This window comes from Streptomyces sp. NPDC050388, assembly GCF_040655635.1.
Taxonomy (GTDB): domain Bacteria; phylum Actinomycetota; class Actinomycetes; order Streptomycetales; family Streptomycetaceae; genus Streptomyces.
In genome coordinates this window covers 115,730-138,291 of record NZ_JBFAKH010000012.1, presented here as the reverse complement: position 1 = coordinate 138,291, position 22,562 = coordinate 115,730, and the positions used below count along the sequence as shown (strand labels likewise).

Annotated in this window: 21 protein-coding genes and 1 tRNA gene; 13 read left to right on the top strand and 9 right to left on the bottom strand. The window is 71.7% G+C overall.

All coding sequences use genetic code 11. The features are described 5' to 3' along the window. Positions 1-98: 98 nt before the first annotated feature. A complete protein-coding gene (aceE, locus tag AB0I73_RS09810; RefSeq protein WP_363035546.1) occupies positions 99-2,846 on the bottom strand; it encodes a pyruvate dehydrogenase (acetyl-transferring), homodimeric type in 2,748 nt (915 codons plus the stop codon). 417 nt (positions 2,847-3,263) lie between these two features. Between aceE and AB0I73_RS09805 the strand changes: the two genes are divergently transcribed. The 6 genes from AB0I73_RS09805 to AB0I73_RS09780 all read left to right on the top strand — a co-directional run bounded on the left by AB0I73_RS09805 (position 3,264) and on the right by AB0I73_RS09780 (position 7,847). Further along, positions 3,264-3,701 carry a DUF3052 domain-containing protein gene (locus AB0I73_RS09805; RefSeq protein ID WP_042170042.1) on the top strand — a complete coding sequence of 146 codons (438 nt, stop codon included), beginning with the start codon at positions 3,264-3,266 and terminating at the stop codon, positions 3,699-3,701. Between the two features lie 171 nt (positions 3,702-3,872). After that, entirely contained in the window at positions 3,873-4,331 is a 459-nt protein-coding gene (locus AB0I73_RS09800; protein ID WP_363035543.1) for a peroxiredoxin, read from the top strand. Between the two features lie 132 nt (positions 4,332-4,463). Further along, positions 4,464-5,039 carry a TerD family protein gene (locus AB0I73_RS09795; RefSeq protein ID WP_363035541.1) on the top strand — a complete coding sequence of 192 codons (576 nt, stop codon included), beginning with the start codon at positions 4,464-4,466 and terminating at the stop codon, positions 5,037-5,039. A 133-nt stretch (positions 5,040-5,172) separates the two neighbouring features. Beyond that, on the top strand, positions 5,173-5,748 hold the full coding sequence (locus tag AB0I73_RS09790) for a TerD family protein (protein WP_363035539.1): 576 nt from the start codon (positions 5,173-5,175) through the stop codon (positions 5,746-5,748). Between the two features lie 75 nt (positions 5,749-5,823). After that, the gene (locus tag AB0I73_RS09785) at positions 5,824-6,960 is read left to right on the top strand and encodes a DUF475 domain-containing protein (RefSeq protein ID WP_363035537.1); all 1,137 of its coding nucleotides are present in this window, start codon (positions 5,824-5,826) and stop codon (positions 6,958-6,960) included. 149 nt (positions 6,961-7,109) lie between these two features. Next, positions 7,110-7,847 (top strand): Tellurium resistance, encoded by a 738-nt coding sequence (locus AB0I73_RS09780; protein WP_363035535.1) that lies wholly within the window; start codon positions 7,110-7,112, stop codon positions 7,845-7,847. 36 nt (positions 7,848-7,883) lie between these two features. Here the strand turns inward: AB0I73_RS09780 and AB0I73_RS09775 are convergent, their stop codons facing one another. Continuing rightward, on the bottom strand, positions 7,884-8,810 hold the full coding sequence (locus tag AB0I73_RS09775) for a TerD family protein (protein WP_363035533.1): 927 nt from the start codon (positions 8,808-8,810) through the stop codon (positions 7,884-7,886). A 185-nt stretch (positions 8,811-8,995) separates the two neighbouring features. On the opposite strand from AB0I73_RS09775, the gene AB0I73_RS09770 reads away from it, so the two are divergent. The 3 genes from AB0I73_RS09770 to AB0I73_RS09760 all read left to right on the top strand — a co-directional run bounded on the left by AB0I73_RS09770 (position 8,996) and on the right by AB0I73_RS09760 (position 13,724). Then, the gene (locus AB0I73_RS09770; protein ID WP_363035531.1) at positions 8,996-10,162 is read left to right on the top strand and encodes an HpcH/HpaI aldolase/citrate lyase family protein; all 1,167 of its coding nucleotides are present in this window, start codon (positions 8,996-8,998) and stop codon (positions 10,160-10,162) included. A gap of 101 nt (positions 10,163-10,263) precedes the next feature. After that, entirely contained in the window at positions 10,264-12,912 is a 2,649-nt protein-coding gene (locus AB0I73_RS09765) for a phosphoribosyltransferase (protein WP_363035571.1), read from the top strand. Then, the gene (locus tag AB0I73_RS09760) at positions 12,912-13,724 is read left to right on the top strand and encodes an HAD family hydrolase (RefSeq protein ID WP_363035529.1); all 813 of its coding nucleotides are present in this window, start codon (positions 12,912-12,914) and stop codon (positions 13,722-13,724) included. Before AB0I73_RS09765 ends, AB0I73_RS09760 begins: the two co-directional genes overlap by 1 nt. Before the next feature lie 53 nt (positions 13,725-13,777). Here the strand turns inward: AB0I73_RS09760 and AB0I73_RS09755 are convergent, their stop codons facing one another. Both AB0I73_RS09755 and AB0I73_RS09750 read right to left on the bottom strand, forming a co-directional pair. Continuing rightward, positions 13,778-13,999: a zinc ribbon domain-containing protein gene (locus AB0I73_RS09755; RefSeq protein ID WP_363035527.1), complete on the bottom strand. Its 222-nt coding sequence runs from the start codon at positions 13,997-13,999 to the stop codon at positions 13,778-13,780. A 72-nt stretch (positions 14,000-14,071) separates the two neighbouring features. Continuing rightward, on the bottom strand, positions 14,072-15,367 hold the full coding sequence (locus tag AB0I73_RS09750) for a hypothetical protein (protein WP_363035569.1): 1,296 nt from the start codon (positions 15,365-15,367) through the stop codon (positions 14,072-14,074). A 431-nt stretch (positions 15,368-15,798) separates the two neighbouring features. Between AB0I73_RS09750 and AB0I73_RS09745 the strand changes: the two genes are divergently transcribed. Then, positions 15,799-15,870 (top strand) — tRNA-Val (locus tag AB0I73_RS09745). 66 nt (positions 15,871-15,936) lie between these two features. Here the strand turns inward: AB0I73_RS09745 and AB0I73_RS09740 are convergent. Next, positions 15,937-16,290 carry a hypothetical protein gene (locus AB0I73_RS09740; RefSeq protein ID WP_363035525.1) on the bottom strand — a complete coding sequence of 118 codons (354 nt, stop codon included), beginning with the start codon at positions 16,288-16,290 and terminating at the stop codon, positions 15,937-15,939. Between the two features lie 106 nt (positions 16,291-16,396). Between AB0I73_RS09740 and AB0I73_RS09735 the strand changes: the two genes are divergently transcribed. Continuing rightward, a complete protein-coding gene (locus tag AB0I73_RS09735) occupies positions 16,397-16,630 on the top strand; it encodes a DUF2277 domain-containing protein (RefSeq protein WP_363035523.1) in 234 nt (77 codons plus the stop codon). Positions 16,631-16,687: 57 nt separating this feature from the next. Here AB0I73_RS09735 and AB0I73_RS09730 read toward each other — a convergent pair whose 3' ends face one another. The 4 genes from AB0I73_RS09730 to AB0I73_RS09715 all read right to left on the bottom strand — a co-directional run bounded on the left by AB0I73_RS09730 (position 16,688) and on the right by AB0I73_RS09715 (position 20,614). Continuing rightward, positions 16,688-17,290, bottom strand: a complete 603-nt coding sequence (locus AB0I73_RS09730) for a VTT domain-containing protein (RefSeq protein ID WP_363035521.1) — start codon at positions 17,288-17,290, stop codon at positions 16,688-16,690. Between the two features lie 168 nt (positions 17,291-17,458). After that, on the bottom strand, positions 17,459-17,911 hold the full coding sequence (locus AB0I73_RS09725; RefSeq protein WP_363035519.1) for a DoxX family protein: 453 nt from the start codon (positions 17,909-17,911) through the stop codon (positions 17,459-17,461). A gap of 251 nt (positions 17,912-18,162) precedes the next feature. Further along, complete coding sequence (locus tag AB0I73_RS09720; protein ID WP_363035517.1) at positions 18,163-19,902, bottom strand: alkaline phosphatase D family protein; 1,740 nt, start codon at positions 19,900-19,902, stop codon at positions 18,163-18,165. Between the two features lie 67 nt (positions 19,903-19,969). Beyond that, the gene (locus tag AB0I73_RS09715) at positions 19,970-20,614 is read right to left on the bottom strand and encodes an HNH endonuclease family protein (RefSeq protein ID WP_363035515.1); all 645 of its coding nucleotides are present in this window, start codon (positions 20,612-20,614) and stop codon (positions 19,970-19,972) included. A 423-nt stretch (positions 20,615-21,037) separates the two neighbouring features. Here AB0I73_RS09715 and AB0I73_RS09710 point away from each other — a divergent pair, with 423 nt between their 5' ends. Both AB0I73_RS09710 and AB0I73_RS09705 read left to right on the top strand, forming a co-directional pair. After that, positions 21,038-21,619, top strand: coding sequence for a TMEM165/GDT1 family protein (locus AB0I73_RS09710; protein WP_363035567.1), 582 nt, complete (start codon positions 21,038-21,040; stop codon positions 21,617-21,619). A 252-nt stretch (positions 21,620-21,871) separates the two neighbouring features. Then, positions 21,872-22,549, top strand: coding sequence for an HAD-IA family hydrolase (locus AB0I73_RS09705; protein ID WP_363035513.1), 678 nt, complete (start codon positions 21,872-21,874; stop codon positions 22,547-22,549). The last annotated feature ends 13 nt before the right edge of the window (positions 22,550-22,562 follow it).

Sequence of the window (22,562 nt, the reverse complement as noted above, 5' to 3'; positions counted from 1 at the left end):
CCTCCCGTACCGCCCGCACCACCGCCGCACGCCGCCCGGCCAGTTCCCGCCGTGCGGCGGCCTGCATCAGCCGCATCTCCTGTCACCGGGCGCGGGTGTCAGGCGTCGCCGCCCGCCGGGCCCGGGTCGGCCGCGGTGACGTCGAGCAGCTGGTAGCGGTCGATGGCCTGCTTCAGCACGGGCCGGTCGAGGTGGCCCTCGCGGACCAGCTCCGTCAGCACCGCCACCACGATCGACTGCGCGTCGATGTGGAAGAACCGCCGGGCCGCCCCGCGGGTGTCCGCGAAGCCGAAGCCGTCGGCGCCCAGCGACTGGTACGTCCCCGGCACCCAGCGCGCGATCTGGTCCGGCACCGACCGCATCCAGTCCGACACCGCCACGACCGGCCCCTGCGCCGAGGCCAGCTTCCGCGTCACGTACGGGAGGCGCTGCTCCTCCTCCGGGTGCAGCAGGTTGTGCCGCTCGCAGTCCACCGCCTCGCGCCGCAACTCGTTCCAGGAGGTCGCCGACCAGACGTCGGCCTTGACGTCCCACTCCTCGGCGAGGATCTTCTGCGCCTCGATCGCCCAGGGCACCGCGACACCGGAGGCGAGGATCTGGGCGGGCAGGCTGCCCGCCGTGCCCTCGCTGAAGCGGTACAGGCCCTTCACGATGCCCTCCGCGTCCACGCTCGTAGGCTCGGCCGGATGCTGGATGGGCTCGTTGTAGACGGTCAGGTAGTAGAAGACGTCCTCGCCGTGCGGGTGCTGCTCGTCGCCGCCGTACATCCGGCGCAGACCGTCCTGCACGATGTGCGCGATCTCGTAGCCGAACGCCGGGTCGTACGCGACGCACGCCGGGTTCGTGGACGCCAGCAGCTGCGAGTGTCCGTCCGCGTGCTGAAGGCCCTCACCGGTCAGGGTCGTGCGCCCTGCGGTCGCGCCCAGGACGAAACCGCGCGCCAGCTGGTCGGCCATCTGCCAGAACTGGTCACCGGTGCGCTGGAAACCGAACATCGAGTAGAAGACGTACACCGGGATGAGCGGCTCGCCGTGCGTGGCGTACGCCGAGCCGGCCGCGATCAGCGAGGCCGTGCAGCCGGCCTCGGAGATGCCGTCGTGCAGCATCTGCCCGTTCGGCGCCTCCTTGTACGCGAGCAGCAGCTCCCGGTCCACGGACTCGTACTGCTGACCCAGCGGATTGTAGATCTTCGCGCTCGGGAAGAACGAGTCCATGCCGAACGTGCGGTACTCGTCCGGCGCGATCAGTACGAACCGCTTGCCGATCTCCTTGTCCCGCATGAGCTCCTTGAGGAGCCGGACGAAGGCCATGGTCGTCGCGATGGACTGCTGGCCCGAGCCCTTCTTCACACTCGCGTACGCCTTGTCGCCGGGCAGCGCGAGCGGCTTGGAGCGCACGACGCGGGTCGGCACGTATCCGCCGCAGGACTTGCGGCGGTCGTGCATGTACTGGATCTCCTCCGAGTCGCGGCCCGGGTGGTAGTACGGCGGCAGGCCGGACTCCAGGTCCCTGTCGGCGATCGGGAGGTGCAGGCGGTCCCGGAAGCCCTTGAGGTCGTCGACCGTCAGCTTCTTCATCTGGTGCGTGGCGTTGCGGCCCTCGAAGTTCGGGCCCAGCGTCCAGCCCTTGACCGTCTTGGCGAGGATCACCGTCGGCTGGCCCTTGTGCTCCAGGGCCGCCTTGTAGGCCGCGTAGATCTTCCGGTGGTCGTGACCGCCGCGGCCCAGGTGCAGGATCTGGTCGTCGGTCATGCCCTCGACCATGGCGCGCAGCCGGTGGTCGTCGCCGAAGAAGTGGTCGCGGATGTAGGCCCCGGACTCGGTGGCGTACGTCTGGTACTGGCCGTCCGGCGTGGTGTTCATCCGGTTGACCAGCACGCCGTCCCGGTCCTGGGCGAGCAGCGGGTCCCAGGTGCGGTCCCAGACGAGCTTGATCACGTTCCAGCCGGCGCCCCGGAAGATGGACTCCAGCTCCTGGATGATCTTGCCGTTGCCGCGCACCGGCCCGTCGAGGCGCTGCAGGTTGCAGTTGACGACGAAGGTCAGGTTGTCCAGGTTCTCGCGGGCGGCGATGGACAGCTGGCCCAGGGACTCGGGCTCGTCCATCTCGCCGTCGCCGAGGAACGCCCACACGTGCGACTTCGAGGTGTCGGTGATGCCGCGCGCCTGCATGTAGCGGTTCATCCGGGCCTGGTAGATCGCGCCGATCGGACCGAGGCCCATCGACACCGTCGGGAACTCCCAGAAGTCCGGCATCGACCGCGGGTGCGGATACGACGACAGTGCCTCGGGCGCCTTCGACTTCTCCTGGCGGAAGCCGTCCAGCTGCCGCTCGGTGAGCCGGTCCAGCAGGTACGCGCGCGCGTAGATGCCCGGCGAGGCGTGGCCCTGGAAGAAGACCTGGTCGCCGCCGTCGCCCGCGTCCTTGCCGCGGAAGAAGTGGTTGAAGCCCACGTCGTACAGCGACGCCGAGGACGCGAACGTGGCGATGTGGCCGCCGACGCCGATCCCGGGCCGCTGCGCGCGCGAGACCATCACCGCGGCGTTCCACCGGGTCGCGTTGAGGATCTTGCGCTCGATCTCCTCGTTGCCCGGGAAGAACGGCTCCGCACGGGTGGGGATCGTGTTGACGTAGTCCGTGCTGCGCATCTCGGGCACGGCCACGCGCCGCTCGCGCGCGCGCTCGATCAGCCGCAGCATCAGGTAACGGGCCCGCTCCCGGCCGCGCTCGTCGACGGCGGCGTCGAGGGAGTCGAGCCACTCCTGCGTTTCCTCGGGGTCGAAGTCAGGAACCTGACTCGGAAGACCACCAATGATGATCGGGTTGCGGTCGGATGCGGAAGCCACGCTGTTCCTTACCTGTCAGAGGGCCGTGAAAGGGCCGCTGCTTCACTGATTCAGCCGTCTGCGCGCTCCCCATCGTCCACCCGGGAGCCGCGCACGTCATCTCTACCGATAGGTAACCCGGCCGCTGCACCGGTACGGTGGCATACGGGACGGGCCACGGACTCGTGCGAGTCTCGTACCCGTATACGGTTCCCAAACGCCCATAGAGGGCACAAGGGTGTGGCGTGCGTCACTGTGAGCCAGGATGATGTGCCTGGAGTTGCGGTGACCCGGCCGGGATCGTCACCGTTTCGGCGGTCCCTGCGGCCGGGTACTTGCGCGAACCGCCCCGCCCGTGTGGACTACGGCCAGCGCCGCGCGCCCGCGCGTGGCTGCGACAATTGGCGAGATTCCCAAACCATGATCAGGAGGCAAACCGTGAGCGCGACCGCGGACCACGCGGAGGAGCGGACGAACCCTGCCGCCAGGCTGGGGTTCCAGCCCGGGCAGGTGGTCCAGGAGATCGGCTACGACGACGACGTAGACCAGGAGCTCCGCGAGGCCATCGAGGGCGTCATCGAGAGCGACCTGGTCGACGAGGACTACGACGACGTGGCTGACGCCGTTGTGCTGTGGTTCCGCGACGACGACGGCGACCTGACGGACGCGCTGGTGGACGCCGGCACGTACATCGAAGAGGGCGGTGCCATCCTGCTCCTCACGCCGAAGACAGGCCGTTCGGGCTACGTCGAGCCGAGTGACATCTCGGAGGCCGCCACCACGGCGGGCCTGACGGCGGCCAAGAGCGTCAGCGTGGGCAAGGACTGGAGCGGCAGCCGGCTGGCCACGCCGAAGGCCGCCAAGTCCAGGAGGTAGCCACGGCGGAGCCGGTCCCGGCGGCGGCACTCCCGCCGCCGGGGCCGCACCCCGTTCGAACCCGGACGGGCCGATCCGGATCGGCCCGTCCGGCCCACCGCCGTCCCCCGTGCGTAGGGTGGTCCCCGGGAAGAAACCGGGAACAGCACCCCCGAAGGGACGAACGAGGCGATGGCGATCCAGGTCGGCGACAAGGCCCCCGACTTCGAGCTCAAGGACAACCACGGCGCGCCCGTACGACTGTCCGACCACCTCGGACAGCGGAACGTGGTGCTCGTCTTCTACCCCTTCGCCTTCACCGGCGTGTGCACCGGGGAGCTGCGCGAACTGCGCGACAACCTGCCGCTCCTCGCCGACCGCGACACCCAGCTGCTCGCCGTCTCCAACGACTCCATCCACACCCTGCGCGTCTTCGCCGAGCAGGAGGGCCTGGAGTACCCCCTGTTGTCGGACTTCTGGCCGCACGGCGAGGTCTCACGCGCGTACGGCGTCTTCGACGAGGGCAAGGGCTGCGCCGTGCGGGGGACCTTCGTCATCGACCGGGAGGGCATCGTGCGCTGGACGGTCGTCAACGCACTGCCCGACGCGCGTGACCTGAACGAGTACGTCGAGGCGCTCGACGCGCTGTGAGCACGTCCGACACCTCGTGGTTCCCCGCCCCGGGGCCTGCGGCGGCCGGGAACCCATCACTAGGATCGACACGTTGATCTGACATCCAACGCACGACGGGGCTTCCCGCCCCCGGACATCAATGGAGGACTCGTGGGAGTCAGCCTCAGCAAGGGCGGCAACGTTTCGCTGACCAAGGAGGCGCCGGGCCTGACCGCGGTCATCGTCGGACTGGGGTGGGACGTCCGCACCACGACCGGCACCGACTTCGACCTGGACGCCAGCGCGCTGCTGGTGAACAACACCGGCAAGGTCGCCAACGACGCCAACTTCGTCTTCTTCAACAACCTCAAGAGCCCCGACGGCTCGGTCGAGCACACCGGCGACAACCTCACCGGTGAGGGCGAGGGCGACGACGAGCAGATCAAGGTCAACCTCGCCGGTGTCCCGGCGGAGGTCGACAAGATCGTCTTCCCGGTCTCGATCTACGACGCCGAGAACCGCCAGCAGTCCTTCGGCCAGGTGCGCAACGCGTTCATCCGCGTCGTCAACCAGGCCGGCGGCGCCGAGATCGCCCGCTACGACCTCTCGGAGGACGCCTCCACGGAGACCGCCATGGTCTTCGGTGAGCTGTACCGGCACGGCGCCGAGTGGAAGTTCCGCGCCATCGGCCAGGGCTACGCCTCCGGCCTGCGCGGCATCGCACAGGACTTCGGGGTGAACGTCTGAGACGGTCACGTCCCGGGCGCCGTCCGGGCCCGGCCGCCTCGCACGGCTGTTCCGTCCGGCGCCACACGGTTTACGTGTGGCGCCGGACGCGCAGGACCACCTGAGAAACACCATCCGGGGAGGGATCAGCAAGATGGGCGTCACGCTTGCCAAGGGGGGAAACGTCTCCCTGTCCAAGGCCGCGCCGAATCTCACACAGGTGATGATCGGGCTCGGCTGGGACGCGCGCTCCACCACCGGAGCCCCCTTCGACCTCGACGCCAGCGCACTGATGTGCAGCGACGGCCGGGTCATGGGGGACGAGTGGTTCATCTTCTACAACCAGCTCACGAGCCCGGACGGCTCGGTGCAGCACACCGGTGACAACCTCACCGGCGAGGGCGACGGCGACGACGAGTCCCTGCTGGTCGACCTCTCCAAGGTGCCGGTCCGGTGCGACAAGATCGTTTTTCCGGTCTCCATCCATCTGGCCGACGACCGCGGCCAGGCTTTCGGCCAGGTCAGCAATGCCTTCATCCGGGTCGTCAACCAGGCGGACGGTCAGGAGCTCGCCCGGTACGACCTGTCGGAGGACGCCTCCACCGAAACCGCGATGATCTTCGGTGAGCTCTACCGCCATCAGGGCGAGTGGAAGTTCAGGGCGGTGGGCCAGGGGTACGCGTCCGGGCTGCGGGGCATCGCTCTAGACTTCGGAGTCAATGTTTCGTAAAGCCGACTTCGGCAGCGGGGAGAGTCTCCTCCGGAGATCGTCCGGGGGAGCCCCCAACACATGATGGGGTAGCCAGTGGTTCTGAAAACCTTCGGCTGGTCGTTCGCGGTCACCGCGCTCGGTCTGGTCGCAGCGATCCTTTTCGGGGGGTGGACCGCCTTTGGCATCGTGGCGATCCTGTCGATCCTCGAGATCTCGCTGTCCTTCGACAACGCGGTGGTCAACGCCGGGATCCTGAAGAAGATGAATGCCTTCTGGCAGAAGATCTTCCTCACGATCGGCATTCTGATCGCCGTCTTCGGCATGCGGCTGGTCTTCCCCGTCGTGATCGTCGCCATCAGTGCCCAGCTCGGTCCGATCGAGGCGGTCGATCTCGCCTTCAGCGACAAGGACCGGTACCAGCAACTCGTCACCGACGCCCACCCGTCGATCGCCGCGTTCGGTGGTATGTTCCTGCTGATGATCTTCCTGGACTTCGTGTTCGAGGACCGGGAGATCAAGTGGCTGACCTGGATCGAGCGCCCGCTCTCCAAGCTCGGCAAGGTCGACATGCTGTCGGTCTGCGTCGCGCTGATCGTCCTGCTGATCGCCTCCCTGACCGTCGGGGCCAACGCCCACCAGCACGGCGGCCTCCACGTCGACAAGGCGGAGACCGTTCTCCTCGCCGGCATCGGGGGTCTGATCACCTACATGATCGTGGGCGGACTCTCCGGCTACTTCGAGGACAAACTCGAAGAGGAGGAGGAACGCGAGCACGAGGAGGAGGAGAAGGCCGTGCGCGCCGGCAAGCCCCGTTCGGCGGTCGCGCTGGCCGGCAAGGCCGCGTTCTTCATGTTCCTCTACCTCGAGGTCCTGGACGCGTCCTTCTCCTTCGACGGTGTGATCGGCGCCTTCGCCGTCACCAACGACATCGTGCTGATGGCCCTGGGCCTGGGCATCGGCGCCATGTACGTCCGTTCGCTGACGGTCTACCTGGTCCGCCAGGGCACCCTCGACGAGTACGTCTACCTGGAGCACGGCGCGCACTACGCCATCGGTGCGCTCGCCGCCCTGCTGCTCGTCACGATCCAGTACGAGATCAACGAGATCATCACCGGCCTGATCGGCGTCGTCCTGATCGGCGCCTCCTTCTGGTCCTCCGTGCGCCGCAACAAGGCGATCGCGGCGGCCGGGGGGACCCCGGAGAAGACCGAGGTCCCGTCCGGGGTGTGACAGCCCTCCGCGTGAGGAACGCTCTGTTCGGGGCGGCCGTCGAGGACCACTCCTCGGGGCCGCCCCGTCGGCCGTTGCGGGGGCGGCGGAACAGCGGGACGGCACGGCAGCGGGGCCGGCGGGGTTCCACGAGCGGACTTGGGGCGGGAATGGGATTTCTGGACGGACTGTGGCGCGGGAAAGAGACCGCCTTCGACTCGGGCAACGCGGCCACCAACGCCATCGAGCTGACCAAACGGCACGCGCAGGTGTCCCTGACCAAACAGGGCGCGGCCAACGGCCATCTGCGGATCAACCTGAGCTGGCGGATGCGCACCTCCGACCTGGGCGGCGCCCAGCGGGAGAGCCTGCTGCGGCACCCGCTCAAGGCGCTCAAGCCCCCGGAGGTCGTCGCCCACAGCCAGAGCATGGTCAACGTCGACCTGGACCTGGGCTGTCTGTACGAACTCCAGGACGGCACCAAGGGCGTGGTCCAGCCGCTCGGCGGCTTCCTCGGTGACGTCAACGCGGCGCCGTACGTCAAGCTCAGCGGCGACGACCGGTTCGGCTCGGCCTCCGGTGAGACGATCTACGTCAACCTGGACCACCGCGAGCACATCAAACGCCTGCTGGTCTTCGCGTACATCTACGACCAGACGCCCGCGTTCGACCGTACGCACGCCGTCGTCACCCTGTTCCCGAGCAACGGCCCGCGGATCGAGATAGGCCTGGACGAGCGCCATCCGCAGGCCCGCTCCTGCGCGGTGGTGATGATCGAGAACGTCAAGGGCGAGATCGTGGTCCACCGCGAGGTGAAGTTCGTCTACGGCTTCCAGGCGGAGCTCGACCGCCTGTACGGGTGGGGCCTGCAGTGGGGCCGCGGCTTCAAGTCGAAGGTGGACCGTTAGGGCCCCACCCGGGCCGGGGCCCCACCGGCCCGGGTCCTACCGTCCGATGAACTGGGGCCCCTGCGGGGGCAGGCGGAAGTCGGGGTCGGGGGCGCCGGGCGCGGGGGGCGGGTAGCCGTAGCCGGACGGCGCGCCCGCGGCGGCCGCCGCGGGCGACGTCTGCGGGTAGCCGTAGGCGGGCCGCCCGGTCGTCTGCGGGTAGCCGTACGCCGGCTGCGCGGCCGGGGGCTGCTGCGGCGGATACCCGTACGCGGGCTGCGCCGGCACTCCGGCCGGCTGCTCGGGCGGCAGGGGCCCGGACAGGTCCGCCGCGGCCGGGGCCTGCGGCTGGGTCAGCGCGTCGGGACGGACCGGGGTCCCGGTCGTGCCGGACGTGTCCGGGCGGCCGGGGTCGGCGGCCGAGGGGTCCTGCGCCGCCTCCGACTCGTCCACCGAGATGCCGAAGTCCGTCGCCAGGCCCTTCAGCCCGTTCGAGTAGCCCTCGCCGAGCGCCCGGAACTTCCAGCCCTCCCCGCGCCGGTACAGCTCACCGCAGATCAGCGCCGTCTCCTGGCCCGTCTCCGGCTTGACGTCGAAGTACGCCAGCGGCTCCGCGTCGGGCGCCTGCGCGTCGAACAGCAGGATGCGCAGCGTGTGCACCTGGTCGAAGGTGACGCCGTCCGCCGACGCCACCAGCAGGATCCGCCCCACGCCGTCCTCGACCCCGTCGAGGTCTGTCTGGATCGTGTCGGTCAGACCCTCGGCGACCCGCTTCTTGCCGAGCCGCCACACCGTGCCGGACGGGTGCCGGGGCTGGTTGTAGAAGACGAAGTCCTCGTCCGAGCGCACCCGGTCGTCGAGCCCCAGGAGCAGCGCGGACGCGTCCACGTCCGGCACACCCTGCCCCGGGGACCAGCGCAGGACGGCGCGTACCGTGGTGGCTTGGAGCGGGACGTTCGACCCCTTCAGCATGGCGTGCGTCATACGGTCATCCTGCCCTCTCCGTCCTGATCACGACAATGCGGGGGGTAGCGAGACGGTATGGGAACGACACGGCCGGGCCACCTCGCGTTCACACCGGGCGGGAACCGCCGACATCGTTCCGTACGTACTATTACCGGCCACCTTCTGACATTCCACAGCATGCCCAACGGCCACGGGGGAGTTCAATGCGTCACTTCGGACAGATCGCCCCGGCGGTGCGGAAACGTCTCTTCTACCGGGAGCCGGGCGTGTTCACGCAGGAGTCACCGGCCCAGCTGCTCTCCACGGCCCTGGGCGCCACGCTGTACAGCCCCGCGACCCGCCCCCGGCTCGCCGACGACATCGTCAAGCAGGCCGGGCGCGGTGTGGTCTCGATGGTGCTGTGTCTCGAGGACTCCATCGGCGACGAGGACGTGCTCGCCGGCGAGGTGAACCTCGTCCGCCAGTTCGCCGACCTGGCCGGCCGGCCGGCGGCCGGTCTGCCGCTGCTGTTCATCCGGGTCCGGACGCCGGACCAGATACCGGACCTCGTCCGGCGTCTCGGCCCGGCCCTCTCGCTGCTGTCCGGATTCGTCCTGCCGAAGTTCACCGAGGAACGCGGCGTGCCCTTCCTGGAGGCCCTCGCCCTCGCCGAGGCCGAGAGCGGACACCGCCTCTTCGCCATGCCGGTACTGGAGTCGCCGGAGCTGCTCTACCGCGAGACGCGCGTGGAGACCCTCGAAGGCATCCTCCGCGCGGTCGACAAGTACCGCGACCGGGTCCTCGCCCTGCGCCTCGGCGTGACCGACTTCTGCTCCCCGTACGGGCTGCGCCGCGGCCCCGACATGACCGCCTACGACATCCAGATCGTCGCCTCCGTGATCGCCGACGTGGTGAACATGCTGGCCCGCGCCGACGGCACCGGGTTCACCGTGACGGGACCGGTCTGGGAGTACTTCCGGGTCCAGGAGCGCATGTTCAAGCCACAGTTGCGGCAGAGCCCCTTCCTGGAGGGACAGGCCGTGGAACTGCGCGCGACACTGATCGAGCACGCCATGGACGGCCTGCTGCGGGAGATCTCCCTCGACCGGGCCAACGGACTGCAGGGCAAGACCTGCATCCACCCCTCGCACGTGCTGCCCGTGCACGCGCTGTCCGTCGTCAGTCACGAGGAGTACAGCGACGCGCAGGACATCCTCCGGCCGGAACGCGACGGCGGGGGTGTCATGAGGTCGACGTACACGAACAAGATGAACGAGGTGAAGCCGCACCGCGCCTGGGCCGAGCGGACCCTGCTGCGCGCCGAGGTCTTCGGCGTCGCCAACGAGGACATCGGGTTCGTGGAGCTGCTCGCGGCCGGCCTGGCGGAGTGACGTACCGGAGCGACGGCGAGAGCCCTCATGGACGAGAGCCCTCATGGAGAAGACCAGTGAGAAGGCAGTGAGAAGGCAGTGAGAAGGCAGTGAACGAGGCAGTGCGCCGTGAGGCGCGCGACGGGTCGCCGGCCGGCGCGGGCACGACCGGCGGGAGCGTCTGGCCCGGGAGCTGGGTCGCGGAGCGGCTCGGCGTCGAACTGGCCGGCGACGACCGGCTGACCGGGATGCTGGGCCTGGCCCTGCGCCGCAACCCCAAGCGGGCCCACCTGCTGGTGTCCGACGTCCTCGGCAAGCACGTGCCCAGCCCGCCGTCCGTCGTGTACGGCCACGGTGTCGCCCTCGGCCGCCGGGTCCGCGAACTGCTGGGCGAACAGGCCCACCGGGCCGTGGTCCTCGGGTACGCGGAGACCGCGACCGGCCTCGGCCACTCGGTCGCCGACGGCCTGGGCGTCGCCCCCTGTCTGCACTCCACCCGCCGCCCGGTCCCCGGGGTGGCCACGGCGGGCGGTTTCGAGGAGTCCCACTCCCACGCGACCTCGCACCTGCTGCTCCCCGAGGAGCCCGGGCTGCTGGCCGGGGACGGGCCGCTGGTCCTGGTCGACGACGAGTTCTCCACCGGCAACACGGTCCTGAACACCATCCGCGACCTGCACGCGCGCCATCCTCGGCGGCGGTACGTGGTGGTCGCCCTGGTCGACATGCGCTCGCCCGCCGACGCCGGGCGGCTGGACGAGTTCGCCCGCGAGATCGGGGCGCGGATCGACCTGGTGACGACCGCGTCGGGCACGGTGCGGTTGCCGGAGGGCGTCCTGGAGAAGGGACAGGAGCTGGTGGCGCGGTACGAGGGTGCCACGGGGGGCGGTCGGTCGACTGCGGCGCCGTCCGGATCTGCGGCCACCGCCGCGTGGGCGCGATCAGCCCAAGCCGGCCCGCACCCGGACGATAAGCTCACGCGCGTGGATCTGCGCTGGCCCTCCGGCCTTCCCGACGGCGGGCGGCACGGGTTCACGCCCGAGCACCGCGCCCGCCTGGAGAGCGCACTCCCCGACATGGCGGCCCGCCTCGCAGAGGCACTCCCCGACGGCGCCCGCCGCGGTCGCATACTCGTCCTCGGCTTCGAGGAGCTGATGTACGCCCCGCTCCGCCTCGCCCACGCGCTGGAACAGAAGCTGGCACAGGAGCAGGAACAGGAACCGGGGCAGGGGCCGGAGCAGGCGGCGGCCGGGGCGACCGGCACCGGGGTGCGCTTCTCCACCACCACCCGCTCACCCGTCCTCGCCGTCGACGACCCCGGCTACGCGATACGCACCCGACTGGTCTTCCCCGCCCACGACGACCCCGCCGACGGCCCCGGCGAGCGCTACGCCTACAACGTCGCGGGCGCCGGCTTCGACGCCGTCGTCGCGGTCGTCGACTCGGCCGCCGACACCCCCGCGCTGCACGCGCCCGGCGGTCTGCTGGCCGAGCTCGCCGCGCACACCCCGCAGGTCCTCCTGGCGGTCATACCGTCGTACGTCCCCGCGCCCTCTTACGGACCCGCCGGACCCGAGGTGCCCGCCGGACCCGACGCCCTCGAAAGGCCCGCCTCCATGCTGCCCGAGCCCCTCCGCGGCCCCGCCTTCTCCTCCTACGCGCCCGAGGAGGTCGGCTGGCTGCTCCAGGACCTCTCGGACGTCACCCTGGAGGCACCGACCGAGGAGCGCGAGGAGGCCATCCAGAGCGGCGGCGCGCACTACGCCGAGTCGCTGCCCGTCGAGTACCAGCCGAGCGAGCAGTACCAGCGGCTGTTCCACGCGGCCCTCAAGGACTCGGCGGCCCGCCTCGCCCACGCGGTCGGCGTGGTCACCGAGACCGTCCTCGTCGAGAGGTCTCCCCGCCCGGTCCTGGTCTCCCTGGCCCGCGCCGGCACCCCCGTCGGCATCCTGATGCGCCGCTGGGCCCGGCACCGGCACCAGCTCGACCTCCCGCACTACGCCGTCTCCATCGTCCGCGGCCGCGGCATCGACGCCAACGCACTGCGCTGGCTGGCCGGGCATCACGACCCCCGGGACGTCGTCTTCGTCGACGGCTGGACCGGCAAGGGCGCCATCACCCGTGAACTCGCCCAGGCCGTCCAGGAGTTCGAGAAGACCCACGGTGTCACCGGCTTCGACCCGGAGATCGCGGTGCTGGCCGACCCCGGCTCCTGCGTACGGACCTACGGCACCCGCGAGGACTACCTGATCCCCTCCGCCTGCCTCAACTCGACCGTCTCCGGCCTCGTCTCACGCACCGTGCTGCGGGCCGACCTGGTCGGTCCGGACGACTTCCACGGCGCCAAGTTCTACCGCGAACTCGCCGACGCGGACGCCTCGGTGGCCTTCCTGGACGCCGTCTCAGCCCGCTTCCCCGAGGTCACGGACGCCGCCTGCGCCCAGGCCAAGGAACTGCTCGCCACCGACCGCACCCCCACCTGGGAGGGCTGGGCCGCCGTCGAACGCATCAGCGAGGAGTACGGCATCCACGACGTGAACCTCGTCAAGCCCGGCGTCGGCGAGACCACCCGGGTGCTGCTGCGCCGGGTGCCCTGGAAGATACTGGCGCGGGTCGGGGCGGGCAGCGACCTCGACCACGTCCGGCTGCTGGCCGAACAGCGGGGCGTCCCCGTCGAGGAGGTCGACGGACTCCCGTACACCTGCGTCGGGTTGATCCACCCCCGGTACACGCGCGGCGCGACCGGCGCCGACGGCAGGGCGGTGACCCGCTGATGCCCGTCCTCGTCGCCAGTGACCTCGACCGCACGATCGTCTACTCCGCCGGCGCGCTCGCCCTGGCCGGGCCCGACGCCGAGGCGCCCCGCCTGCTGTGCGTGGAGGTCTACGAGAGCCGCCCGCTGTCCTTCATGACGGAGACGGCGGCCGGACTGCTCGCCGAACTCGGTGACAGCGCGGTGTTCGTACCGACGACCACCCGCACCCGCGAGCAGTACGGGCGCATCAGCCTCCCCGGCCCCCCGCCGGCCTACGCCATCTGTGCCAACGGCGGCCATCTCCTGGTCGACGGCGTGTCCGACCCCGACTGGCACGCCCGGGTGACCGCACACCTCGCCGCCGAGTGCGCCCCGCTCTCCGAGGTGCAGGACCATCTGCTGCGGACCGCCGAACCGGCCTGGACCCTCAAGCACCGGGTCGCCGAGGACCTCTTCGCCTACCTCGTCGTCGAGCGCCGGCTGCTGGACGAGGAGTGGGTGAAGGAACTCGCCGTGTGGGCGGAGAACCGGGGCTGGACGGTCTCCCTGCAGGGGCGCAAGATCTACGCCGTACCGAAGCCGCTCACCAAGAGCGCGGCCATGCGTGAGGTCGCCCGCCGCACCGGCGCCGACCTCACCCTCGCGGCCGGCGACTCCCTCCTCGACGCCGACCTGCTGCTCGCCGCCGACCGGGGCTGGCGCCCCGGCCACGGCGAACTGGCCGACGCCGGCTGGACGGCCCCCGGGATCACGGGACTGCCCGAGCGCGGGGTGCTGGCCGGCGAACGCATCCTGCGGGAGTTCCTGCACACGGTGCGCGCGCCGCACTGACGGCACCGGCAAGGATCCCGCCCTCGCCGGTGACCGGGGAGCAGACGGGGCCGTCAGCCGCAGCAGCCCCCGCCGCAGCAGCCCCCGCCGCCCCCGCCCGCGCGGGGTGCGGCGGCGGGGGCGGAGGCGGCACCGCCCACGGCGACCGTGGACAGGAGCTTCACCGTGTCGTCGTGTCCCGACGGACAGTCGGCCGGGGCGGCGGACTCCGCCATGGGACGGCTCAGTTCGAAGGTGTCGCCGCAGGTCCGGCAGCGGTACTCATAACGAGGCATGAGCACAGGCTAACCGGCCGCCCCTGTTCGTGGTGGGGGAGCGGGGCGCGGGAGCGACGTGCCGGTCGGGCCCTAGCCTGCGGAGCCGCCGCGGTCCTCGCGGATCAGGGCCACCACCTGTGCCACCGACTCGCGGACCGCCTCCGTCTCCGTCAGGAAGTGCCAGTAGTCGGGGTGACGGCCCTCCAGGGCGTCGACGGCCCGGTCCAGGCGGGCCACGGCGGCGTCCAGCGGTCGGGCGTGACGCGGGTCCGGGGTGTGGCGGCCGGCCATGGCCAGGCGCTGGGCGTCCCGGACGGCGAAGCGGGTGCGTTCGATCTCCTGCTCGGGGTCCTTCTGCACGGCGTTCAGCCGGCGCAGCCGGTCACCGGCGGCGGACACGGCCTCGTCGGTCGTGTTCAACAGCGCCCGTACGGTCGACAGCAGGGCGGTCGCGTCCGCCCAGCGCTGTTCCTCGCGCGCGGTCCTCGCCTCGGCGAGCCTGCCCTCGGCCCGGCGCACGTTCTCCGCGGCCACCTCGGGGACGCGCTGCAGGTCCTGCCAGCAGGCGGCGGTGAAGCGGCGGCGCAGCTCGCTGAGGACCGGTTCCACCTGTGCGGACCGGGTGGTGAGGGCCTGGGCGCGGGTCCGCAGGGAGACCAGTCGGCGGTCGGTCTCGGCGGCCCGTTCCGGCAGCCGCTCGGCCTCCGCGCGGACGGCCTCGGCCTGGCGCGTGACCTGCTCGGCCCGCTCGAGGGTCTGCGGCACGCCGTGCTGCCCGGCACCCTGGTTCAGCTTGGTCAGCTCCGGGGAGAGCGCGGCGAGCCGGGCGGCGAGATCGTCGGCCCGCAGCCCCGACCCGCGGGCGGTGTCCAGCGCGTTCGACGCGGCGAGCAGGGCCTGCCGGGCACGCTCCACGGCGGGCGCGAGCCGGGCCAGCTGGGTCTCGGCCTTGCCGAGGAGGGGGCCCAGTCCGTCGGTGAAGCGGTCCAGTTCCCGCTTGACCCGGTCGAGCTCGCCCTTGGCGGCGGTCAGCTCGGTGCGGGCCCGGGAGGCGACCGAGGCCTCCAGGTCGTCGCGGTCCAGGTCATGGGCGTCGACGGCCTCGATGTACCGGTGACTGGCCTCGTCGATACGGCGGCCGAGTGCCTCGAAGTCGGCGACGGCCCGACGGGCGGCGGGGGAGCTGTCGACGGCGGTGATCGTCTCGATGGAGATCCGCAGGTCCCGCTGGGCGGTGTCGAGCTCGTAGAACGCGGCCGCCGCCGCGTCCTTGGCGGCCTGCGCCTCGGCCCGCTGGTTCTCGGCCCGCCCGCCGAACCAGCGCCGGGTGCCGCCGCCGGTGAACGCGGCGGCCAGCGCCGGCGCCGCCACCAGCGGCAGGGCCATCAGGGCGAGCCCGTCCCGGAGCGGAGCGGCCGCCCGGGGGAGGCGCACCGCGTGAGGACGCGCCGTGCGCAGGCGCGGCCACGAGGGGGGAGACAGAACACCACGCGTGCGGTGCACGCGTGGTCTCGACGGCGAGTACGGCTGCTCTGGTGTCGCCGTCACATCCCTCTCCCGTACTGTCGTTCGACCTGCCGGTGCCATTGTCCCACCGGTGGAGGACGAACACACGGGTCGGTCGGTTCGCCGTACGGACCGTGAGACTTCCGTCGCCGGTGTGGAGGTTCGGCACACGGGAGCCGGTGTCGTCACGGGGGCATCCCGGAGGAACCCCGGTGGCAGGGTGCCGGGCCGCCGTCGGGACGGGTGTTTACCGGACCGTGCCCCGGGCCATGTAGGCTGTCGATTCGGCCTGGGCGGTGCGTCCGGGTCCCGGGTGCGTAGCTCAGGGGTAGAGCGCCTGCCTTACAAGCAGGATGTCGGCGGTTCGAAACCGTCCGCGCCCACCGTGTGACGATCAAGGGCCTCCGGAGACGTTCCGGAGGCCCTTCTCGCTGTGGACGGCGGCACCCTCACGGGGACTGCTCCGTGCCCTCCGGAGGGTTCTCGTGGGCGTGCTTCAGCCGGGAGCGGGCGCGGACCCGGTCGGCGCCGGTGAGTTCGGCCCAGTAGCGATGGGTGCTGACGAACACCACCAGCTCGTGCTCCCGGCGCCGCAGCTTCTCCACCTCGGCCTGTTCGTCGTCGGTCCAGCCGGGCGAGGCGGGGCGCTCGACCCGGCGCCAGCCGGTGTCGTCGCTGAACCCGTCGACGGGCTCCACCGACCAGGGAAGCCGCTTGAGCAGGGCCGACAGCTCGGCCTGGACCTGACGCAACTCCTCCTGACCGGCGAGGAGATCACTCGGAAAGTCATAGGTCGCAGCCACACCCCGATGATACGCCTGTTCGATTTTGGGTGGCGAGTTGCTCGGGGGACTCCCCGGTGGTCCACCCTCGTGGCCCGCGGGGGCCCGGCGGGGTGAGACTGGGAGCATGTGCCGGAGTATCAAGACCCTGCGTCCGCCCGCCCTGCCCGAGGAGGCCACCGAGGACGAGATCCGGGCCGCCGCCCTGCAGTACGTGCGGAAGGTGTCCGGCTTCCGGGCGCCGGCCGCCCACAACCGCGAGGTCTTCGACCGGGCCGTGGACGCGATCGCCGAGGCCACGGCCGACCTGCTGGACGGCCTGGAGGTGCGTGGCGCGAGTGCGGCGCGGGAGGCGGGGTGAGCGGGGCGGGGTGAGCCGGCGGCCCCGGTCCACCACGACGCCCCGGACGCGCCGTCCCTACGAGGCCTCCGCCGGTACCGGGTGCCGGCGCACCAGGTAGGTCGCTCCCGCGCCCGCCGCGAACAGCGCGCCGACCGATACCGCGGTGGCGAGCCAGGACGCGCCCAGCCAGTGGGCGCCGAAGTAACCGAGGGCCACGCTGTAGGCGGCCCAGGACAGGCCCGCCAGCGCCGACCAGGGCAGGAAGTCACGGGCCCGGCGGCGGGCGGCACCCGCCCCGAGCGAGACCAGCGAACGGCCCGCCGGGGCGAAACGGGCGAGGACGACCAGGCCGCCGCCGCCTCGGGCCAGCGCCGAGCCGAGACGGTCCTGCGCGTCGGTCAGCCGTCTGGACCTGGCGATCGCCCGGTCCAGACGGGCGCCGCCGCGCCAGGCGAGACGCCAGGCGACCAGGTCGCCCAGGACGGAGGCGGTGGCGGCGCAGAGGGTCAGCGCCAGGATGTCGGGCACGTCGGTCGCGGTGCCCGCGGCGGCGGCCGTGGCCGCCGTGATCACCAGGACCCCGCTCGGCAGCACCGGCAGGAACACGTCGAGCAGGACCGAGAGGGCCACCACCGCGTAGACCCATGGACTGCCGACCAGCGACCCGAAACTCTCCACCCGAACTCCCCATGGCTCCCCCGTGGGCCAGACCGTGCCGCGTTGTCGCGGGGGGAGCGGCAGGGGTGGCCTTGACAACCGACGAGCCTACGCCGGACATGTGACGGAAAGGTCACGGGGGGTTCGTGTGCCCGGTGCCTGGAGTTCGCGTCCCGGACTGTCGGGCCGTCAGGCGGCGACCTGGGCCTGCTCCGTCGGCTCCGGCTGCGCGGCGCGGGCGCGCCGGGCGAACAGCCGGTCCAGGCCGAAGGCGCCGGAGCCGGTGAACACCAGCAGGAACATGGCCCAGCAGTACATCGCCGAGCCCTCGCCGTCGTTCTGGACGGGCCACAGGGCCTCCGGCTGGTGCACGCTGAAGTAGGCGTAGGCCATGGCGCCCGACGAGATGAACGCGGCGACGCGGGTGCCGAGTCCGAGCAGGACCAGGCTGCCGCCGACGAGCTCGATCAGGCCCGCGTACCAGTGGGGCCAGGCACCGAGTTCGACGGTGCCGCCCTTTCCGTCCGTGCCGCCGAGCGCACCGAGCAGTGCGACGGCGCCGTGGCAGGCGAACAGCAGCCCGACGACGATCCGGAACAGGCCGAGGGCGTAAGGCTGGGCGCTGTCGAGGCGTCCGGGCATGGGGGAGGTCTCCTTCGGTGGGCCGGCCCGGAAGGGACCGGTCCGGGGACGGAGCCGAGCCGTGGGTCCACGTCAGGTGCCCTTGACCCATGCTCGCGAGTTCACCATGGGGCCGCGGGGATCGCCTCCCTGGAGAGGCCGACCGTCCGCCGCCGCACGTGAATACGGCTCCGCCCCCACCCGTGCGTTCAACGGTGTGGCCGAACCCACACTCCGTGTCACAGCCGTCCCGCAGGCAACTCACAGGCATCTCACGTCTCCTGACGTGACATCGGCCAGCTGCCACCCCGCTGATCGCTCAGCCGGATCTCCGCCACCGTCTTCAGTCGCGCCCCCGTCTCCCGTCCGCTTCCGGTCTCCGGCTTCGTCTTCCTCGGCTTCCTCGGCTTTTCCGTGCGTGCGTGGTCCAGCCGCAGCACCGCCGAGCGCCCCCGCAGCGTCAGCGTCATGAGCTGGTTGCCGAACCAGGGCCCGCCCGTCCTGCGCCAGGTGACCGGCGGTTTCCCGGACCCTCCGTGCCGGGCGAAGGCGCGGCCCAGGGCGCGGGCGGCGGCGCTCCAGCCGAAGCGGAAACCCAGCCGGATCGACAGGGGAATGGAGTTGTGCACGGGGGAGCAGGTCAGCTGCGTCACCCGGGCGTCCGGCTCCCGCCCCGGCCAGCTCGGCTCGGCCGTGTACGCGTGGTGGACGTCACCGGAGAGCACGGACACCGTCGCCGGCGCGTCCGGCCCCGTACCGGCCTCGGCGATCAGCTCCGCCAGCTCTCCGAAGGACTCCGGGAACGCCGCCCAGTGCTCCAGGTCCGCCGCGCGCCGGAGCCGCTCCCCGAACCGCGCCCACCGGGGGCCCTTGTCACCCCGGCACAGCACGGAGCTCCACGCCTCGACGTCGTGCACCAGGTGCGGCAGCAGCCAGGGCAGGGACGTACCGATGAGGAGGTGGTCGTACGAACCGGGCTCGTCCCGTACCTGCTCGCGCAGCCACGCCGCCTCGCCCGGGTCGAGCATCGAACGCCCGCCCTCCGTCAGGACGCGGGCCGCCCTGCTGTCCACCATCAGCAGCCGCACCCGGCCGAAGTCGCGCCGGTAGCTCCAGCGGGTGGAGGCCGTGTCCGCCTCGGCCGCGGCGGCGAAGGCGCGCAGCGCCTCCGTACCGTCGGGACTCTCCCGGACGGACGCGTACAAGGGGTCCGCCGCCAGCTCGCGCGGGGAGAGGTTGCCCAGGTGCTGGTACACCCAGTACGACATCAGGCCGCTGCGCACCCGCTCCCCCCACCAGGAGGTGGCGCGCATGTCGGCGACCCAGGAGGCGGAGGTGTTCCAGTCGTCTGCGACGTCGTGGTCGTCGAAGATCATGCAGGTGGGGACGGTGGACAGCAGCCAGCGCACCGGGGGGTCGAGCCAGGACTCGTCGTAGAGGTGGGTGTACTCCTCGTAGTCCGCCACCTCGGCGCCCGGGGGGTCATCGAGGCCGCGGCGGGCGGCGAGGTACGCGCGGGTCGCGTCGGAGGTCTCGTCGGCGTACACCTGGTCGCCCAGGAGGAGCAGCACGTCGGGCCGCTCCCCGTCCGGGTCGGCCGCGACGCGGGCGGCCAGGGCGTGCAGCGCGTCGGGGCCGACGGGGTCGTGCTCGCCGGTCGGCGGGGAGGCCCAGTGGCAGGAGCCGAAGGCGACGCGCAGGCCGGGGCCGGTGGCGGGAGCGGGGGCGGCGATGACGGAGGGCGGGAGGGACCGGAAGGGCTCCTCCTCGGCCGGCGGCCACGCGCGCGTGCCGTCGAGGAACACCTCGTACGGCGTCGCCGTGCCCGGGGTCAGGCCGGTCACCTCGACCAGTGCGTAGTGGTGGCCCGCGATCTGGAAGGTGCGGGCCGTCCCGCCGGACCCGTCCGCGCAGCGCACCTCGGCGGTGCCCGGCCGGCTCGTCTCGACCCAGACGGTCGCGGAGGAACCGTCGACGTACCTCAGCAGCGGCCCGAGGCGCAGTGCGGTCATGGTGTCCCCTTCCTCCGTCGCCCCGTACGGTACGCAGCGACGGAGGCCGGCGGGGAGAACCCGGCACTCAGCAGCTCGCGAGGTACCCCTGCAGGGCGGACTTCTCGGTCGAGTCGACCGACAGGTTGTAGTAGTACTTCACCTGCACCCAGGCGCGCACGTAGGTGCAGCGGTAGGCGGTGCGGGACGGCATCCACTCGGCGGGGTCCTTGTCGCCCTTGGCCTGGTTGACGTTGTCCGTGACCGCGAGCAGCTGCGGACGGGTCAGGTCGTTGGCGAAGGCCTGGCGCTGGGAGGTGCTCCAGTTCCGGGCGCCGGAGTCCCAGGCCTCGGCGAGCGGGACGACGTGGTCGATGTCGACGTCGGAGGCGGCGGACCAGGTGGCGCCGTCGTACGGGGAGTACCAACTGCCGCTGGTGGCCGCGCAGGAGGAGTTGGTGACGACGTTCGTGCCGTCGCGCTTGAGGACCGTCTCGCGGGTGTTGCAGGTGCCGCTGATGGTGATCCAGTGGGGGAAGAGGTCGCGGTTGTAGCCGGTGCGGACCTCGGCGGAGACGGGCAGTGAGGCGAGGTAGGCGCGGGCGGTGGCGGCGCTGACCGGGGTGGGGAGGGCGGCGGAGGCGCTGGGGCCGTTGAGCATTCCGGCGGAGGCGATGAGTCCGGTGAGCGCCGCGACCATGCTCAGTCGTCGACGCGCGTAGAACTTCGGCATGTGCGAACTCCCTTGTGGGGTGGGTCCGTTGGAGTGCGAGCAGGGGAATGCTCGGCCCGCGGTGTTACGGGGAGGGGTGGGTTTGGTGAGAAGTTAATGACGCGACCATGACATGTCTAGGGTCGGGGCGGTGTGAATCCGGTGCGGGTGCGATGTGTCCGTGCGCACAGACGGTCCGCGGCGCCTCGCGTACCATGGACGGCGCAGAGGGGGAGTAGCCCTTCGCCGGACCGTCGACATACTGCTCAGCCCCGTCTGAGCCGGCGCCCGGAGGCAGGTCCCGCAGGGGCCGGCCGGCGAGACCTTCGGCAAGCAGTGCACCGCCCGTGCCTCTCGGCGCGGGTGCCCCGTGTGCTGCCGTGCCGAGGTGTCCGCGAACGCACAGCACTCTCGGTGGGGCAGCCCCGACCGATCGAGGAACCGTTGATCAACCTGACCGTGACGGCCGTCGTGTTCGGCGTCGTCTTCCTGGCCGAGCTGCCGGACAAGACCGCGCTCGCCGGCCTCGTCCTCGGCACCCGTTACCGGGCCTCCTACGTCTTCGCCGGTGTCGCCGCCGCCTTCGCGGTGCACGTCGCGCTCGCGGTGGCGGCGGGGAGCGTGCTCACCCTGCTGCCGCAGCAGCTCGTGAGCGCGATCACGGGTGCGCTCTTCCTGGGCGGCGCGGCGGTGCTGCTGTTCAGGAAGGACGAGGGCGAGGAGGAGATCCGCAAGCCGGAGAACCAGTCCTTCTGGAAGGTGTCCGGGGCGGGCTTCATGCTCATCCTGGTCGCCGAGTTCGGCGATCTCACCCAGATCATGACGGCCAACCTCGCCGCCCGTTACGACGACCCGCTCTCCGTCGGCCTGGGCGCGGTGCTCGCGCTGTGGGCGGTGGCCGGGCTGGGCATCGTCGGCGGAAGGGCCCTGATGAAGCGGGTGCCGCTGAAGCTGATCACGCGGATCGCGGCGCTGCTGATGCTGGGGCTCGGGGTGTGGAGCCTGTGGGAGGCGGCCACCGGCTGACCGGTCCGCGGGCCGCCCGGGTGCCGGTCACCCGGGCCCCGTGGAGGGGTGCGGGAGCGGCGGCGGGGCCAACGAATGGTGAACGGTCGGCGGAGGGGCTGGCGGGATGCCGGGCAGGTTTTGTACCGTGGGTGAACAAAGTGGCTCCCGCCCGTTCTCCCTGACCGGCGGGCGGGGCCGCCTTGTCTCCTCCGGGCCCCGCTCCCGGCCCGCACCCGGGCCCGGCCCCACCCCCGCGCTCTGGAGCTGCCGATGACAGCCACCGCCGTACTCACCGCCCGCGCCCTCCTGCTGGACATGGACGGCACCCTCGTCAACTCGGACGCCTCGGTCGAGCGCGTCTGGCGGCGCTGGGCCGAGCGGCACGGGCTCGACGGGGACGAGGTCATGAAGGTCGTGCACGGGCGGCAGGGCTACGCCTCGATGGCGCTGCTGCTGCCGAACAGGCCGATGGCGCAGAACCTCGCCGACAACGCGCGCATGCTCGCCGAGGAGACCTCGGACACCGAGGGCGTCGTCGAGGTACCGGGCGCCCGTGACTTCCTCGCCTCGCTCGACGGCCTGCCGCACGCGCTGGTGACCTCGGCCGACGTCGGCCTCTCCACGGCCCGGATGGCCGCCGCCGGACTGGCGCTGCCCGAGGTGCGGGTGACCGCCGAGTCCGTCGGCGCGAGCAAGCCCGACCCCGAGGGCTTCCTCAAGGGAGCGGCGGAACTGGGCGTCGACCCCGCCGACTGCGTGGTCTTCGAGGACTCCGGAGCGGGTATCGCCGCGGCGCGCGCGGCCGGGATGCGGGTCGTCGGGATCGGCCCCCGCGCCGGATCCCACGCCCCGGACGTGGTCGTACGGGACCTGACCCGGGTGCGGGTCGAGCGCGGGACGGACGGGACGATCCAGCTGCACGTCACCGGAGTCGTGGCCGGAGCCTGAGGCGTGGGCGCGT

Excerpts from the sequence above, each read along its gene's own strand:
- AB0I73_RS09800 (WP_363035543.1), top strand. The coding sequence starts at position 3,873 with ATGGCGATCCAGGTCGGCGACAAGGCCCCCGACTTCGAGCTCAAGGAC.
- AB0I73_RS09790 (WP_363035539.1), top strand. The coding sequence starts at position 5,173 with ATGGGCGTCACGCTTGCCAAGGGGGGAAACGTCTCCCTGTCCAAGGCC.
- AB0I73_RS09780 (WP_363035535.1), top strand. The coding sequence starts at position 7,110 with ATGGGATTTCTGGACGGACTGTGGCGCGGGAAAGAGACCGCCTTCGAC.
- AB0I73_RS09775 (WP_363035533.1), bottom strand. The coding sequence starts at position 8,810 with ATGACGCACGCCATGCTGAAGGGGTCGAACGTCCCGCTCCAAGCCACC.
- AB0I73_RS09770 (WP_363035531.1), top strand. The coding sequence starts at position 8,996 with ATGCGTCACTTCGGACAGATCGCCCCGGCGGTGCGGAAACGTCTCTTC.
- AB0I73_RS09760 (WP_363035529.1), top strand. The coding sequence starts at position 12,912 with ATGCCCGTCCTCGTCGCCAGTGACCTCGACCGCACGATCGTCTACTCC.
- AB0I73_RS09755 (WP_363035527.1), bottom strand. The coding sequence starts at position 13,999 with ATGCCTCGTTATGAGTACCGCTGCCGGACCTGCGGCGACACCTTCGAA.
- AB0I73_RS09750 (WP_363035569.1), bottom strand. The coding sequence starts at position 15,367 with ATGGCCCTGCCGCTGGTGGCGGCGCCGGCGCTGGCCGCCGCGTTCACC.
- AB0I73_RS09735 (WP_363035523.1), top strand. The coding sequence starts at position 16,397 with ATGTGCCGGAGTATCAAGACCCTGCGTCCGCCCGCCCTGCCCGAGGAG.
- AB0I73_RS09725 (WP_363035519.1), bottom strand. The coding sequence starts at position 17,911 with ATGCCCGGACGCCTCGACAGCGCCCAGCCTTACGCCCTCGGCCTGTTC.
- AB0I73_RS09720 (WP_363035517.1), bottom strand. The coding sequence starts at position 19,902 with ATGACCGCACTGCGCCTCGGGCCGCTGCTGAGGTACGTCGACGGTTCC.
- AB0I73_RS09715 (WP_363035515.1), bottom strand. The coding sequence starts at position 20,614 with ATGCCGAAGTTCTACGCGCGTCGACGACTGAGCATGGTCGCGGCGCTC.
- AB0I73_RS09705 (WP_363035513.1), top strand. The coding sequence starts at position 21,872 with ATGACAGCCACCGCCGTACTCACCGCCCGCGCCCTCCTGCTGGACATG.